Genomic DNA, 16512 nt, shown 5'->3' on the forward strand with positions numbered 1-16512 from the left:
CGCCTCCGATTCTTCGAACGGCGAATTCCCACAGCAACGCCGCACTCATCGAGCGACGTAGCGCTCGATCCACCTAACGTCAGCGCTTGTCCGGATGCGGCTGCTCGACTTCCCTGGCCACAATCGGCACGGCGTGCTCGCTGGGCTTCACGCGGCGGCCGGCCCGGTTCGCATAAACCTGGGTGAACTCCGCGCCGAAAAGGAGGATCTGCGATGAGTAATAAATCCAGAGCAACAGCGTGATGAGCGAGCTCGCCGCGCCATAGGCCGACGATGCGGCGCCGCTCCCCAGATAAAGCCCAAGCGCCCATTTCCCGATCCCGAAAAAAATCGCGGTCATGACCGCGCCGATCCAGACATCGCGCCATTGAATCTCCGCATCGGGAAGGAATTTGAAGATCATCGCGAAAAGCAGAACGACGACAGTGAAATCGAAGATAAGGTAAACCGAAACCGCGATGGCCAATCCCCCGGGCAAAGCGCCCTGGACATAATGACTGAACCCTTTCAGAAGCGCCTCGATGGTCAGTGAGACCAACAGGAGAAAGAAAACTCCGCCCAGCATGGCGAACGAAACGAAACGCGCCCGGAGAAACGACATGATCCCCTCGCCCGGCTTCGCTTTCACTCCCCAGATCGTGTTCAACGCATCCTGCAATTGGCCGAACACGCCGCTCGCGCCGAAAAGAGCGAGCGCGATCCCGATGACGGTGGCCATCGTGCTCTTGCCCGGTTTCGACGCTTCCGCGGCGATGTCGGTCACGACCTGCACTGCGCTCTTGTCCAGGAAGTAACCCATCTGCTCGGTCACTCTGCTCCAGGCGCCCGCTGGATCGTCGCGAAAGAGGACGCCGATGATGGCGAGCAAAACGAGCACGAGCGGCGCGAGCGCAAAGACCGTGTAGTAGGCCAGGGCAGCGCCGAGCTGCGGCGCCTTGTCGTCCAACCATTCCACGCCGGTCTGCTTCAGCAGACTGAACGCGTTCGGAAAAAACGATGGGCGTTTTGCCATACCAAGAAGCAATCGCAGCGCAAAGGTGGATCGCGCGCTACGCCGCGCGATTTTTGACGCGTCCGATTTCTGCGAAGACCGAAATTCCACAGCGACGCTGCACTCATCGAGCGACGTAGCGCTCGATCCACCCAAACCGTGCGCGTTAACTCTTGTAGGTGGATCGCGCGCTACGTCGCGCGATTTTTGTCGCGTCCGATTTCTGCGAAGACCGAGTTTCCACAGCAACGCTGCACTCATCGAGCGATGGAGCGCTCGATCCACCCAAACCGTGCGCGTTAACTCCTGTAGGTGGATCGCGCGCTACGTCGCGCGATTTTTGTCGCGTCCGATTTCTGCGACGACCGAAATTTCCACAACGACGCTGCACTCATCGAGCGACGGAGCGCTCGGTCCACCCAAACCGTGCGGGAGCTCTGTAGCGGCGTCTGAGACCGCCGGCGCTTCTTCTCAAATCGGTTTCGGCGGTCTGAGACCGCCGCTACAACATTCACTTTCGACGGTCTGAGACCGCCGCTACAGGCCGCTGATGCGTTTAACTCCTGTGGACTGGATGCAACACCTGCAATGGCCGGCGATGATCGCGACCCTGCTTTCGGCCTGGCTCGTCGCGGAGCAATCGAAAACCAGACGCCAATGGGGCTTCTGGATTTTCCTGCTCAGCAACGTTCTCTGGGTGGCGTGGGGCTGGCCGGCCCGCGCCTACGCCCTCGTCGTTCTCCAGTTCGGCCTCGCCTTCCTGAACGTTCGCGGCGTCGCCAAAAACAAACGCGCGTGACGCTTCTGTAGCGCCAAAGGCGCGCCCTCATCTCCAGCCTGGGGCGGCGCCCCAGCATTTCAAGATCAGGAGATCTCAGCGCTGAAAGCGCGATTCAGAGTCGCGCCTTCAGCGCTCGGGCTCAGCCAAGAACCTGGAGTCCCTGGGGCGTCGCCCCAGGCTCAAATTGAATGACCGCCGTTGGCGCAGCGGCCGTGGGTGGACCGGGCGCTCTGCGCGCGGTTCTGACTTGGCCGCATATCGAGCGACGGAACGCTCGATCCACCTACGCGACAGCACCCATCTTTTCCCACTCGACGGTGAGGCGTTCCAAGTCGGCCGTCACCGCGAGCAGTTCGCGGTTCAATTGGGTCGCGGCGCCGCCCCGCTCGTAGGTCTCGGGCTTTTCCAATTCTTCGGTTAATTCCTTCTGTCGGCCTTCGAGTTTGAGAATCTGCATCTCCAAATCGCGAACTTTCTTTTCGTGGTCGCGCTTCAGTTTCGCTTCGGCTTTGCGCTGCTCGGCTTCCGCACGGCGTTGATCGCGCGCCTCGCGCATACCGGGCTTTTGTAGGGCGGGCGCTGCGCCTGCCGTGGCGGTAGATGAGGCAAGCGGAGCGCTTGCCCTACAATCTGAATTCGGATCGACGAGCCCGGCGCGAGCGGAGGTCGCCCGCGACTTATCCAGGTAATAATCGTAATCGCCCGCATAGGGCGTGAGCTTGCCGGCGTTGATGTGCAACACCGTCTTCGCCACCGCGCGAATGAAATAAACATCGTGACTAATAAAAATCAGCGTGCCTTCGTACTGCGCGAGCGCGCCGACCAAGGCATCGATGCTCCCCACATCGAGGTGCGTCGTCGGCTCATCCATCAGGAGAAGGTTCGGCGGATCCAGGAGAAGCTTCACCAGCGCGAGACGCGTTTTTTCTCCGCCGCTTAGAACGGCCGTCGTCTTGAAAACATCGTCTCCACGAAACAGAAACGAACCAAGGACCGTCCGGGCAACCTGCTCCGAAACCGGGTCGGGCATGTCGCGCGCCGCTTCGAGCACCGTTTGCCTTGGATCCAGCATGTCGACCCGGTACTGCGAGAAATATCCGACCTTCACATTGTGCCCGGTCTCGCGTTCGCCTTTTTGCAAAGGCAGGACGCCAGCCAGCAATTTCAGGAGCGTCGATTTCCCTGCCCCGTTCGGACCGACCAGGACAGTCCGTTGTCCCCTCTCCGCTTCGAAATCCAGGCCGCGATAAACCACCAGATTGCCGTAGGCATGATCGACGGCCTTTAGCGTAATCACCCGATGCCCGCTCCGGGGCGGCTGCGGAAAACGGAAATGGACCGTCCGCTCCCGCGCGACCGGCGCCTCGATCTTCTCCATCCGGTCGATCTGCTTCAGTTTGCTCTGCGCTTGTGCCGCCTTGCTCGCCTTGGCGCGAAACCGGTCGGCAAACAATTGCAGGGAAGCGATCTCCTTCTGCTGGTTCTTGTAGGCGGAGAGCTGTTGTTCTTCGCGAGCTTCACGTTGTTCGACGTAGCTGTCCCAGTTCCCGCGATAACGATTCAAACGGCGATGCGCGATTTCGATAATGGAACCGACCAGCTGATTCAGGAATTCGCGGTCGTGCGAGATCATCAGGATCGCGCCCGGATAACTTTTCAAATATTCCTGAAACCAGACCAGCGACTCGAGATCGAGGTGATTGGTCGGTTCGTCGAGCAGCAGCAAATCGGGCTCCTGGACAAGGAGACGCGCGAGATGGGCGCGCATCACCCATCCGCCGCTCAGCGCCCGCGCAGGCCGATCAAAATCCGATTCGCGAAAGGCGAGGCCGGCCAGGATGCGCTTCGCCTTGGGCTCGAGCTGCCAGCCGCCATGTTCGTCGAAGATGTGCAGCGCATCATGGTGCTCCACCGAATCTTCCGGCGTCGTTTTCATGATGCGCTGCGCCTTGCTCAACTCAGGCGAAACCGCGCTGGCCAATTCCAAAACCGTTTCTTCGCCTGCCGGAGCATGTTCCTGCGGGAGAAATCCGATCGTGGCCGATTTCTCGATCGAAATTTTCCCCTCGTCCGGCGAAGCCTCGCCGAGGATAAGAGAGAAGAGCGTCGATTTCCCGGCGCCGTTCGGTCCAACGAGCCCGACACGATCGCCGCGGTTTACCTGGAGCGACGCGTCTTCAAAAAGCGTGCGGCCGGCAAAGGCTTTTGTGACCTGAGAAATCGTGAGCATGCGAGCGGCGGCGAATCTCGCGAATTGATCGCGGCGCGCAAGGAGGCGCGCGGATTTCAGATTTTAGATTGCAGATTGCAGATTGAGGGAGGCTTCGATCTATCGCTGCTAACCGCGCGCAAATCTGCAATCTACAATCTGCAATCTGCAATCCCTTTACTCGTTCCAAATCCTCGACAGACTCGAGGTAGGAACTTCCGGAATGGCGAGGCCAGCCGCGGCATAATGCGAGGTATCGTTGAAAAGCGTCAGCCGTGCGCTCACCACGTTTTTGAAGTCGACTATGTTTAGCGCCGCCGGATTTTGATCGAGATTATCGCGGTATCGGCGCGGGTCGAAGCCAAGCAGGGAACTGAGAAGCAGCCGGATCGTGGCCTTGTGGGAAACAACGAGCACATTCGATTCGGGATGATTCCGCACAATATCCATCAGCACGGGCAGAGCGCGCGCCGTCACCGCCAGCCCACTCTCACCGCCGAGGGGCGCGAAAGTGTATGGATCTTTCTCCCAGGCGTCGGCTTCCTCCGGAAAAGCGTGCTCGACTTCTTTCCGAGTCATTTGCTCCCAACGGCCATGCGAAATTTCCCGGAGCCCGTCGCGTCGTTGCAATTCGAGCCCGTGCGGTTCGGCCAGGATTTGCGCGGTCTCAACGGTCCGCCCCAGCGGCGACGCGTAGATCGCGGCCATCTTTTCTTTTGCGAGACGAACCGCAAGTCGCCGCACCTGTTCCCGGCCTTCATCGGACAATTCCACGTCGGTAGCGCCGGCGAAACGGTCTTCCGCCGACAACACGGTGGCCCCGTGCCGGACCAGGAAAATTCGGGTATGCATTATTCGCTCCTTCCGTCTCCGGTTTCCGCCTTCTTCCTTCTTCCTTCTTACTTTCGTTGTCCCCGGCGAGAATCGAACTCGCATTTAAGGTTTAGGAAACCTCCGTTCTATCCGTTGAACTACGGGGACGATGGATTTGCGATTTTCGATTTGCGAATGCCGATTGTCCAGAGCCGATCCCCTTGCCACCCGCCGGCGGCGATCTGTCTCGCCATCGTCGCCGAAAGTCTTGTCGATTAGCGTGGCGTAAAACATAATCGATTTGTGCGCGCACTTTCCAGGATTGTCGTTCTTCTCACTTTGGTCGCTGTTTCAGCGGCGGCCGATAGCGCGCCGCAAGGTGGCGGCACAACCGCTCCACCTAACAACTCCGAGCTGTCCAATATGAGCACCCGGGGCTTTGTCCTGACCGACGATAACGTCATGATCGGCGGATTCGTTCTCGGAAGAGGGAGCAACACGACAGAGATCGTGGTTCGGGGGATTGGACCATCGCTGGCTGGCCTCGGCCTTGATCCAATCCTCGCCGATCCTGCTCTCGAACTCTACGACGGTAATGGGACGCTCCTGATCGCAAACGACGATTGGCAGGATAATCCCGCGCAAGCCTCGGAGCTTGTTTCGGTCGGCCTTGCGCCCCAGAATGCCAAGGAATCCGCCGTGTTGATGTCGCTTCCCCCGGGCGCCTTCACCGCTATCCTCGGCGGAAGGAACGGCGGGACCGGGATCGGGCTGGTCGAGCTCTACAACGTTCATTAGCCCCGAAGCTATTGAACCGCGGATGACGCGGATAACACGGATGAAAAGAATCCGAACTGTCCATCCTATCCGTGAAAATCCGTGTTGTCCGCGGTTGAAGTCTGCTCGTCGAGCACTGCATATTCCACGTAAATTTTGTGTCTTGTCTCGGGTCTAGCAGTCGGACACAATCAGGCATTCACCCCTTCGCCCTTGGTCTGAATCGGCAGGCCGGATTTTACCTGGTTTCGGTCACAATGCTGCTGGCCGCCAGTGTGGCATCCGTGCGCGGGCAATCCGCCCTCGACGGCTTCGACCCGAACGCGAACGGAACAGTTCGCGTTATCGTCGTCCAGCCGAACGGCAAAATTCTTATCGGCGGCGACTTTACCAATGTCCTCGGCTTACAGCGTAACCACATCGCACGCCTCAACCACGACGGGACTGTTGATGCCGACTTTGACCCCAATGCGAATGGCAACGTTTTGTCGATCGCGGTGCAGGCAGATGGCAAGATCCTGGTCGGAGGCTCGTTCAGCGGGGCGAGCAGTATTGGCGGACAGGCGCGTAATCACATTGCCAGGCTCGATGCCGTGACCGGACTGGCAGATTCGTTCGACCCGAACGCAAACGGTGATGTCAAAGCCATCACCCTTCAGAGCGACGGCAAAATCCTCGCCGGCGGCCTTTTCACCAGTATCGGCGGGCAGGTGCGTAACCGCATCGCCCGGTTGGACGGCGCCACTGGACTGGCCGATTCCTTCGATCCCAACGCGAACGGCGATGTTAATGCAATCACGCTTCAAGCCGACGGCAAGATCCTGGTAGGCGGTGCATTCGCCGGAGCTAATAGCATCGGCGGGCAATCACGGAACCGCATCGCACGACTCGATGCTGGGACCGGCCTGGCTGACTCACTCGATCCTGGCGCGAATGGGTCGGTTAACTCCATCGCCCTCCAAGCTGACGGCAGGATCCTGGCAGGCGGCTCGTTCACTGACATTGGCCAACAATCGCGCAATCGCATCGCCCGGCTCGATCCCAACACCGGCCAGGCTGACTCATTCGATCCAAACGCCAATAACGAAGTCCATTCCATCGCGGTGCAGTTGGACGGCAAAATCCTGGTAGGTGGGGTTTTCAATGGAGCGGGCAGCATCGGCGGTCAATCCCGAAACCGAATCGCCCGACTCGATCCGGCGACCGGCCTCGCTGATTCGTTAGACTCAAATGCGAACAACATCGTTTATGCGATCGCGACGCAGGCGGATGGCAAGATTCTAATCGGGGGCGTTTTCCAAAACATCAGCCCAAACGGCGCCCCGCTGGTGACTCGCAATCGTATTGCCCGGCTGGAAACCGACGGCAAACTCGACCAAACATTTACCGTCATCTTGCAGCGCCCCAGCAACTTCAACATCACCACTGTAAGCGCCATGGCCGTTCAACCGGACGGCAAAATTGTCATTGGCGGCTATTTCGAACTGGTGGCGGGAGTCCCGCGTGCAGACGTAGCCCGTCTAAATGTGGATGGCTCACTGGATACCGCGTTTAACCCCAGTTCCAATGAATACCTCCGTTGCATCGCGGTCCAGCCAGACGGGAAGATCCTCGTGGGTGGCCTTTTTACCAGTATCGGTGGACAAACGCGCTTCGGATTGGCCAGGCTAGATCCAATAACGGGCATGGCCGATTCCTTTAATCCAGCCGTGCAAAATACCAGCATTAACTCCCTGGCAACGCAGGCGGACGGCAAGATTTTGGTAGCCGGCATTTTCACTAGCATCGGTGGGCAATCGCGCAGGGGTATCGCGAGGCTCGATCCTTCCACCGGCCTGGCCGATTCGTTCAACCCAAGCCCGAATAATTCTATAGATGGAGTTTTCGTGCAGGCGGATGGCAAAATTCTGGTAGCTGGCGCTTTCACCAGCATCGGCGGCCAGGCCAGGGTCGGGATGGCCAGGCTCGATCCGGTAACGGGAATGGCCGATTCGCTCAACCCGGCCCCGGACGCTGGCATTAGCACCATCCTGAAAGTCGACGACAAAATTCTAGTAGGCGGTTCCTTCAGCACCATCGCCGGCCAAGCTCACCATTGGATTGCCCGCCTCAATGCCACCACCGGGATGGCCGATTCCTGGGATCCTCACGCGAATGGCGGGGTCAGTTCCATCGGAAGAGGACCGGATGGAAAGATTTTGGTAGGAGGGGGGTTCCGAAACCGTTACAGCGTCGGGGGCGCGCAGAGCAGCATCGGAGGGCAGCCGCGCGACGGCTTCGCGCGGCTAGATCCCAGCAATGGATTGGCGGATTCCTTTAATCTCAACCTCTTCAACACGATAACCAATTCTGGTGCCGGCACCAATTTTGTCGTCCTGCCGGATGGCAAGATCTTGTTGAATGGCGGTTTTGACACGGTAAACGGGCAGTCGCGGGGGGGCCTCGCTCGGGTTACGAACGATGTGCCGGCCCTGCAAAGTCTCAACGTCACTTCAACCACCATTACTTGGGAACGCGGTGGCTCAAGTGCGCAGCTGGCCCACGCGAGTTTTGACTATTCGACGGACAATCTCAGTTACTCTCCACTCGGGGAGGGCACGCCGGTCGGCAATAGCTGGACTCTGACCAATTTAGATTTGCCCATAAACCAAAACTTTTATGTCCGGGCTCGTGGCTATTACGGCTGCGGTATCAACCAGAGTATTACGGAGTCAGTGCGGAATGTGTTTCTGACGCCGGCTGGAACTCCAACTCCAACTCCGTCTGCTACGCCCACCGCTACCGCTACACCCACAACAACGGCAACCACGACGCCGACAGCGACAGCAACGCCTACACCAAGCACACCTACCCCCAGCCCAACCCCGACTGTTTCGCCCACGGCAACTCCTGCGTGTCCATCGGCGATCACTCATTCAACGAGCCAGGAAATTACTCCCGGTAACTCCGTCTCCTGCAACAACGGCGTCTGGCAGGCCGCCAATAGCTACTGGCGCGCATTTAACATGGCCGCTTTCACAGCTCTGGCGCAATACGATATCACATCGGTTTCTTTTGGCGTGGAATCGGTAAACCAGACTCAGCCGGTGACGATACGCTTATACACTCAAATTGGCTTCTTCCCCGGCGGGGTCCGAACCCAGCTTGCGACAACGACCGTTAACCTGACTAGCGACCAATCGGGGACCATCGTCACGGTACCGTTAGTGGCGACGGTACCCGCCAGTACGCCCGAGCTGGTGATGGAAGTCTCTGTGCCCAGTGGGCAGGCTAATGGCCGCCTGTTTTTCGTCGGCTCAAACGCGAGCGCGGAAACGGGGCCGAGCTACCTCAGCTCGACCACCTGCGGGTGGTCGGAACCTCAAAATCTCACCACCGCCGGATTCACCAACGTCCATTTCGTATTCAACGTTAACGGCACTTGCAGTGGTCCGCCACCACCTACGCCAACTCCAACCCCCACTCCATTTGGCAAGATTGTTTTTTCCAGCAACACCCAAACATTCGAAAGCACCTATGAGATCTATGTCATGGACTCCAACGGCGCGAATCGAACCCGCCTTACCCTCTCCGGCCTCAACGATCGAGCAAACAAATATAACCCAAAATGGTCGCCGGACCGGACAAAGATCGCATTTAGTTTCTATCCCGTGCCGCAGTTCCCAGGTAACCAGACAGCCAGCATTATTGTGATAATGGGTGCGGCCGGTGGGGGTGGCAGCTCCCTGGGCAACGGCATAGACGATTTTTCCAATCCGGCCTGGTCCCCTGACGGCCAGAGAATCGCCTTTAGCCGCTACCGCTCGGGGGTCCAAGATCTCTGCATTATCGATGTTAACGGTTCGAATTTAACCCACCTGACGGACAACGCTTGGAGTCCGGCGTGGTCGCCTGACGGCACCAGGATCGCGTTTGTCACCTCTCGGGATGGCAACGCCGAAATCTACGTAATGGATGCAAATGGCGCCAATCCGACCAGAATAACGAATAACCCGGCCTTTGATGAAGACCCGGCCTGGTCACCGGACGGCACGAAGATCGCGTTTACTAGCCTCCGCGACGGTAACGACGAAATCTACGTCATGGATGCAAATGGCGCTAATCCGACCAGAATAACGAACAATTCAGCATATGATGACGAGCCTACCTGGTCGCCAGACGGCAGCCAGATCGGCTTTTATAGTTCCCGTGACGGTGGTGGCGAAATATACGTCATGAACGCGGACGGCTCCAATCCGAGCCGGCTGACGATCAACACTGTTCCTGACATTGACCCAGACTGGCAGCGGTTCTCGCCCATCCCATCTCCAACACCAACCCCTCCTTTTACTCCCAGTCCGACACCCAGTTCTCCTACTCCCACGCCAACGCCCACGGCGCCTCCAGACGCAAGTCAAACTCCCACCCCGACGCCTACAGCCACTCCGGATCTTTCTCCAACCCCTTCTCCATCCCAGGCAAAGCCGCTCAACATTTCCACCCGTCTTCGCGTTCAGACCGGTAACAACGTCGGAATCGGCGGCTTTATCATCAACGGTAACGCCCCCAAAACTGTGGCCGTCCGCGGTCTCGGACCCTCCCTTAACGCTTTTGGAATAAGCGACGCCCTCGCTGACCCGACCTTGGAACTCCGCGACAGCTCAGGCCTCTTGCTCAAGCCCAATGACAATTGGCAGGACGACTCCGCCGACGCAGCCCAACTCATCTCCCACGGTCTCGCGCTTCAGGATCCGAAAGAGTCAGGACTCATGGCGACCCTCCAGCCCAACGCTTCTTACACCGCGATCCTGGCCGGAAAAAACCAGACTGAAGGTGTAGGTCTCATCGAAATCTACGACGTTGACCGGGCAGCGAACTCGGAGCTGGCCAACATCAGCACGCGCGGTTTTGTCCAGGCCGCTAACCATGTCATGATCGGTGGCTTCATTCTTGGAGGGACCTCTAACACTAACATGGTGGCGCGGGGCATCGGGCCGTCGCTCACTCAATTCGGTCTCAGCCCCGTGCTGCTCGATCCCACTCTCGAATTGCGTGACAGCAATGGCGCCACTTTGGTTTCCAATGACAACTGGCAGGACGATTCCGGCTCGGCGGCGCAGCTCATTGCGTTGGGCCTCGCTCCACAGAACTCGCAAGAATCAGCGCTCGTCCTTTCGCTTCCGCCGGGAGCATTCACTGCCATCCTCGCAGGGAAAAATGGCGGCACTGGCATCGGTCTCGTTGAGCTGTATAACGTTCGCTAGCCACGAAGGGTTTGGGGAAACGGCTCCGTCGACGCGCTCGGAGCGGACGAAAGAAGGCGCCTTATCGGCAATTTCCCTCGAAATGGAGTGGTGGAGTAATGGGAAAGAAGGGAAATCCAAACGTCGCCGCAAAATTTGGCTTCCGCTTGCCGTTCGTGAAATTAGTGTCGCCCGTCACACCATAGCCTCGGCGGAGGAGGATCCCGGTTGAATTCGGCTCTTGGGAACCGACCGCACATTCCACGCAAATTTTAGGTCTTGTATGGCGTCCACCACTTAGAGATAATCCGGCATTCACCCCTTTGCCCTTGATCTGAATCTGAAAGCCGGACTTCTCCTGACTTCGGCCGCGATGCTGCTGGCCGCGAGTGTGGCAATGGTTCGTGGACAATCCGCTCTCGACGGTTTCGATCCGAACGCCAACAGCGGAGTTCACGTGATCATTGAACAACCGGATGGCAAGACTCTGATTTCCGGAGATTTTACAACGCTTTCCCCCAACGGCGGCATACCGGTTACGCGCAACCGGATCGCCCGGCTCAACCCAGATGGCACCCTCGACACCGCGTTCGACCCGAATGCGAACGACTCTGTCAATGCGATGTTCCTCCAACCCGACGGCAAAATTCTGATCGGCGGCTACTTTACGCAAGTTGGCGGTCAGCAGCGCAATGGGGTTGCCCGGCTAAACCCGGATGGCAGCCTCGACCCGGTTTTCAACCCTAACGCGAGGGGCGCCGTCTTTACGTTTGCCGTCCAGGCGGACGGAAAGATTTTGGTGGGGGGTAGTTTCGCCGGAGCGAATAGTATTGGCGGACAGACTCGCAATCGCATCGCCAGACTCGACCCCGTGACCGGATTGGCCGATTCTTTCGACCCGAATGCGAACCAGGAAGTCGATGTGATCGCAGTCCAGGCAGATGGAAAGATTTTAGTCGGCGGTCATTTTTCCATGGTCTTTGGGGCCAACAGCATTGGGGGACAGACCCGCAACTATCTTGCCCGGCTCGACCCCACGACCGGCTTGGCGGATTCGTTCAACCCGAATCCGAGCTCCGATATTTGGGCGCTTGTCGTGCAGCCGGATGGCAAGATTTTGGTGGGCGGTCAGTTCTTCGGCCTTGGGAGCATACCGCGCGGCCATCTGGTCCGGCTCGATCCCACCACCGGCTTGCCGGATAATTTTGACCCGCACCCAAACGGGAACGTTCACTCAATTTTACTCGCGGCGGATGGCACCGTGATAGCGACCGGCGCTTTTACAAGCATAGGCGGGCAAACGCGCGGAAGAGTCGCCCGGCTCAATGCCTCTACCGGCCTGGTTGCTGATTCATTCGACCCAAACATCCCTGCGCTGGTGAATTCCGCCGCGGAGCAGGCGGACGGGAAGGTTTTGGTCGGTGGTTTATTCTCGAGCGTTGGTGGCCTGCCACGAAACTCCATTGCGAGGCTGGAGAGGGATGGCCGGCCGGATCGGACCCTGAAGCTCAGTATTGCGGGCACCGACGTTAGCGCTACCGCTGTGCAACGGGATGGGAAAATCGTTATTGGTGGCAGTTTTGCGACCATTCTGGGAATGGCGCGGAACAATGTTGCCCGTCTTAATTCCGACGGGACACTCGATCCGACGTTCAATCCCAATGCCGATGGGAATGTCCTTTCCCTCGCCGTCCAGGCCGATGGCAAGGTCCTGGTTGGCGGCACTTTTGCCAACATCGGCGGCCAAACCCGGAGCCGCTTTGCCCGTCTCGATCCCGCTACTGGCCAGGCGGATTCATTCGACGCGAACGCGAACGATTCTGTCCAGGCAATTGTCGTTCAAGCCGACGGAGGAATTCTGGCCGGCGGCGCCTTCACCGGCATCGGGGGAACGCTGCGCAACCATATCGCCCGGCTTGATCCCGTCACGGGCCTCGCCGATTCGTTCGATCCGAATGCAAACGATACCGTTTTTTCCATCGCGGTGCAGCCCGATGGCAAGGTTTTAGCAGGAGGCGCCTTCCATGGCGCCAACAGCATCGGCGGGGCAATGCGCAACCATATCGCCCGGCTGGATCCCGTCACGGGTCTCGCTGATTCATTCGATCCAAACGCAAGCGATGATGTTTTTTCCCTGGCGCTCCAACCCGGTGGCAAAATCCTGATCGGAGGAGCTTTCACGAATATCGGCGGCCAGACGCGCAACTACCTGGCCCGGCTCGAAGCGAGCAGTGGCCTGGCTGATTCGTTCAACCCAAACGCAAACGACGTCATCCAGTCGATCGCGCTCCAGGCGGATGGCAAGGTATTCGCAAGCGGCAGTTTCACGAGCATTGGCGGGCAGATGCGCAATCACATCGCGCGGCTCGAGGGCTCTTTTGGGCTGGCGGATTCGTTTGACCCGAACGCAAACGACGTGGTCCACTCGCTCGCCCTTCTGGGCGACGGCAAGCTGTTGGCTACTGGCCAGTTCAATATGATCGGCGGACAGGACCGAGATGGTTTTGCTCGCCTAACGAACAGCACCGCGGCGCTTCAGGAAATTTCCGTAACCCGAACCACCATCAGCTGGACGCAGACCGGATCCAGCCCGCAATTCACCCGCGTTACCTTCGAGTCCTCAACCGACGGGACGAACTATACTTTCCTGGGCAATGGAACAGAGGCAGGGAACAACTGGATCCTGACAGGGTTGAATCTCTCCGGCGGCCAAACTTTATCTATCCGGGCTCGGGGTTATTACCGGAGCGGCCGTGACAACGGCTCGCAAAGCACCATGGAATTTGTGCGGAGAGGGCCAGTCGAAGAACCGACGCCCACCCCAACACCGACGGCAACGCCGATCCCGACACCTCCGCCGACGCCTACCGCTACGCTTCCGCCAACACCGAGTCCTACGGTCACTCCTACGCCTACCGCAGGGCCACCACTCACCCCCACCCCCACCCCTGTGAATGGGTGCACCCAGATAGTTTACCGGGAATACTTTGACAACGTCGCGCCTCCCGCCTTGCCTCCTGGTTGGAGCACTTCTTCCACTGCCGGCCCGGCTAGCTGCGAGCCAGCAGGGACCTGTGCCGCCGCTACAGACTGGGTTACTACCGGTATCGGGTTCGACTCGTACCCCAATGCCGCTTTCCATGACGAGCTGGGCTGCGTCACGGATTCAATGCTCGTTTCCCCTCCGCTTAGTGGCGCCCATCAACTGACTTTCAGACACAGCTACGATCTGGAAGGTGGGTTTGACGGCGCTGTCCTCGAAATTTCGATAAATGGTGGCCCGTTCGTCGATGCCTTCCAAGCCTGCGGGGGTTGTGGCTACAATGGAACGATCTCGAACGATTTTCTTAGTCCCATAGCGGGCCGGCGGGCATGGACTGGTAACTCAAACGGTTATGTCTATTCGACCTTGAGTGTATCGAATATTGGGGGGTCCTTCCGCTTACGCTTCCGCCTGGCCACCGACTGCAGCGTAGCAGGCGACGGGTGGAGGATTGACACGATCTACCTAACATATTTCGGCGAATGCCATACCCCCACCCCGACGCCAACGTCCACGCCAACACCCAGTTCCACACCGGTCCCGCCCACTCCTACGCCCACACCGTTCTGTGTTCTTGATACGTGGTCAGCCACCACTACTACGGGCGCGCCCTCTCCTCGATTCTCCCACACCGCCGTCTGGACGGGCAACGAGATGATCGTGTGGGGCGGCCTGGTGAGCGCCGGGCCAGTTTTCACCAACACGGGCGGGAAATACAATCCGGTCACAGACAGCTGGACGGCCACCAGCACCGCCAACGCACCCTCGGCCCGCGGCGGCCACACGGCGGTATGGACCGGCACAGAAATGATTATCTGGGGTGGACCAACGGGCGCGATACCTGGCGGCCGCTACAATCCGAGCACCAATACGTGGACAGCTACGAGTCTTACCAATGCCCCGGCGTCCCGGGACGGACACACGGCCATTTGGACTGGGAGCGAAATGATCGTGTGGGGTGGATTTGCAACTGGCGGCGCGAAATACAACCCCAGCACGGATACCTGGACACCGACGAGTACTGTCAATGCTCCCACTGACCGACACGATCATATTGCCGTCTGGACCGGCACGGAAATGATCATCTGGGGCGGCAGTACGGGTGGCGGCGCCCCTGCCGGTGCCGGCGCGAAGTACAATCCCAGCACCGACACCTGGACGCTCATGAGTACCGTCAATGCTCCCGCTGACCGGACCGCTCAGACTGGGGTCTGGACCGGCAGTGAGATGATCGTCTGGGGTGGCTCGCTTCCGGACAGCACCGGTGGGAGGTACAATCCCATGACGGATAGCTGGACCCCAACCAGTATTACCAATGCCCCTGCCCCCCGATATGGGCACAGCGCGGTCTGGACCGGCCTGGAAATGATCGTCTGGGGCGGCGCTCCCTCGAGCGGCTCTGGCTGTCTTTTCACTGATGGAGGAAGATACAATCCTACCCTCGATAACTGGACTCCCATCCAGACGACGGGCGCGCCCCAGGGCCGAAACGACCAGACCGAGGTCTGGACCGGTCATCAAATGATAGTCTGGGGTGGAAGTTACGGTGATGTTCCTTGCCCGGATTCCTACGGGCCGTCCTTACCCAACTTTTGGAATACCGGCGGGAAATATTGCGCACAGGCGGGACCAACACCCCCAGCGACTCCTACTCCCACTCCGACAGCAACGCCCACCGCGACACCTCCAGCGAGTCCTACTCCCACTGCGACGATCGCTCCCACGCCAACGCCCTCCCCCACTCCCCCAGCGAGTCCAACTAAGGCGCTCAACCTCTCGACGCGGATGCAGGTGCAGACCGGGAACAACGTCGGCATCGGCGGTTTCATTATCACTGGCAATGCGCCTAAGAATGTCGTGGTCCGCGGCATCGGGCCATCTCTCGCCGCGTTCGGAATAAGCGATTCGCTCTCCGACCCAACCCTGGAGCTGCGCGACAGCAATGGTGGAGTGATCAAGCTAAACGACGATTGGATGGATAACGCTGCGGACGCGGCGCAGCTTACTGCTCTGGGCCTCGCGCCCTCGAACTCAAAAGAGTCAGGAATTGTGGCGACGCTTCAGCCCGGCGCCGCTTATACCGCTGTCCTGGCCGGCAAGAACCAGGGTGTCGGAGTAGGTCTGGTCGAGATCTACGATGTCAGCCAGGGATCTGATTCGCAATTGGCCAACATCAGCACTCGTAGCTTTGTCCTCACCGGCAGCAACGTCACGATCGCCGGCTTTATCCTGGGAGGGAACAACAACACGGGAATCGTGGTGCGCGGGCTCGGGCCATCGCTGGCTCAGTTCGGCCTCAACCCAGTCCTCACCGATCCCACCCTCGAGTTGCACGACGCCAACGGCGCGACCCTGGTTTCTAACGACAATTGGGCGGACGATCCCACGTCGGCTGCTCAGCTAATCGCTCTCGGCCTTGCGCCTCAGAACGTGAAAGAGGCGGCGATTGTCGCCTCGCTGCCGCCGGACGCTTTCACCGCTATTCTCGCCGGAGTTAACGGCGGGACCGGCATCGGCCTGGTCGAAATCTACAACGTCCACTAGCCCCGATGGCATTCGGGGAAATCCGAAGCTCGAAACTCGAAATTCGAAACAAAGATCAAATTTCGAAAAGTTTTAAATCGGAAACAGACCCCACGACGTTTTTACGCTTTCTTCTTGTCGATCGACGACCCA

The 16512-nt window shown here is 59.0% G+C and carries 7 protein-coding genes and 1 tRNA gene; 4 read left to right on the forward strand and 4 right to left on the reverse strand.

Annotated features, from left to right (window positions below; all coding sequences use genetic code 11):
- Positions 1-79 precede the first annotated feature (79 nt).
- Positions 80-1012: a YihY/virulence factor BrkB family protein gene (locus VJU77_03030; protein ID HKP02312.1), complete on the reverse strand. Its 933-nt coding sequence runs from the start codon at positions 1010-1012 to the stop codon at positions 80-82.
- Positions 1013-1541: 529 nt separating this feature from the next.
- Between VJU77_03030 and VJU77_03035 the strand changes: the two genes are divergently transcribed.
- Positions 1542-1790 carry a hypothetical protein gene (locus tag VJU77_03035; GenBank protein ID HKP02313.1) on the forward strand — a complete coding sequence of 83 codons (249 nt, stop codon included), beginning with the start codon at positions 1542-1544 and terminating at the stop codon, positions 1788-1790.
- A gap of 265 nt (positions 1791-2055) precedes the next feature.
- On the opposite strand, the gene VJU77_03040 is transcribed toward VJU77_03035, so the two are convergent.
- From VJU77_03040 to VJU77_03050, 3 genes are all read right to left on the reverse strand, one after another.
- Complete coding sequence (locus VJU77_03040) at positions 2056-4002, reverse strand: ATP-binding cassette domain-containing protein (protein HKP02314.1); 1947 nt, start codon at positions 4000-4002, stop codon at positions 2056-2058.
- A gap of 156 nt (positions 4003-4158) precedes the next feature.
- Complete coding sequence (locus tag VJU77_03045; GenBank protein ID HKP02315.1) at positions 4159-4833, reverse strand: histidine phosphatase family protein; 675 nt, start codon at positions 4831-4833, stop codon at positions 4159-4161.
- Between the two features lie 57 nt (positions 4834-4890).
- Positions 4891-4962, reverse strand: a tRNA-Arg gene (locus VJU77_03050).
- 135 nt (positions 4963-5097) lie between these two features.
- Here VJU77_03050 and VJU77_03055 point away from each other — a divergent pair.
- The 3 genes from VJU77_03055 (at position 5098) to VJU77_03065 (ending at position 16380) form a co-directional block, all read left to right on the forward strand.
- Positions 5098-5592 (forward strand): hypothetical protein, encoded by a 495-nt coding sequence (locus tag VJU77_03055; protein HKP02316.1) that lies wholly within the window; start codon positions 5098-5100, stop codon positions 5590-5592.
- A 236-nt stretch (positions 5593-5828) separates the two neighbouring features.
- Positions 5829-10814, forward strand: coding sequence for a hypothetical protein (locus VJU77_03060; protein HKP02317.1), 4986 nt, complete (start codon positions 5829-5831; stop codon positions 10812-10814).
- A gap of 352 nt (positions 10815-11166) precedes the next feature.
- Positions 11167-16380, forward strand: a complete 5214-nt coding sequence (locus VJU77_03065; protein ID HKP02318.1) for a hypothetical protein — start codon at positions 11167-11169, stop codon at positions 16378-16380.
- Positions 16381-16512 lie beyond the last annotated feature (132 nt).

It is taken from the genome of Chthoniobacterales bacterium, assembly GCA_035274845.1.
GTDB lineage: Bacteria > Verrucomicrobiota > Verrucomicrobiia > Chthoniobacterales > UBA10450 > AV80.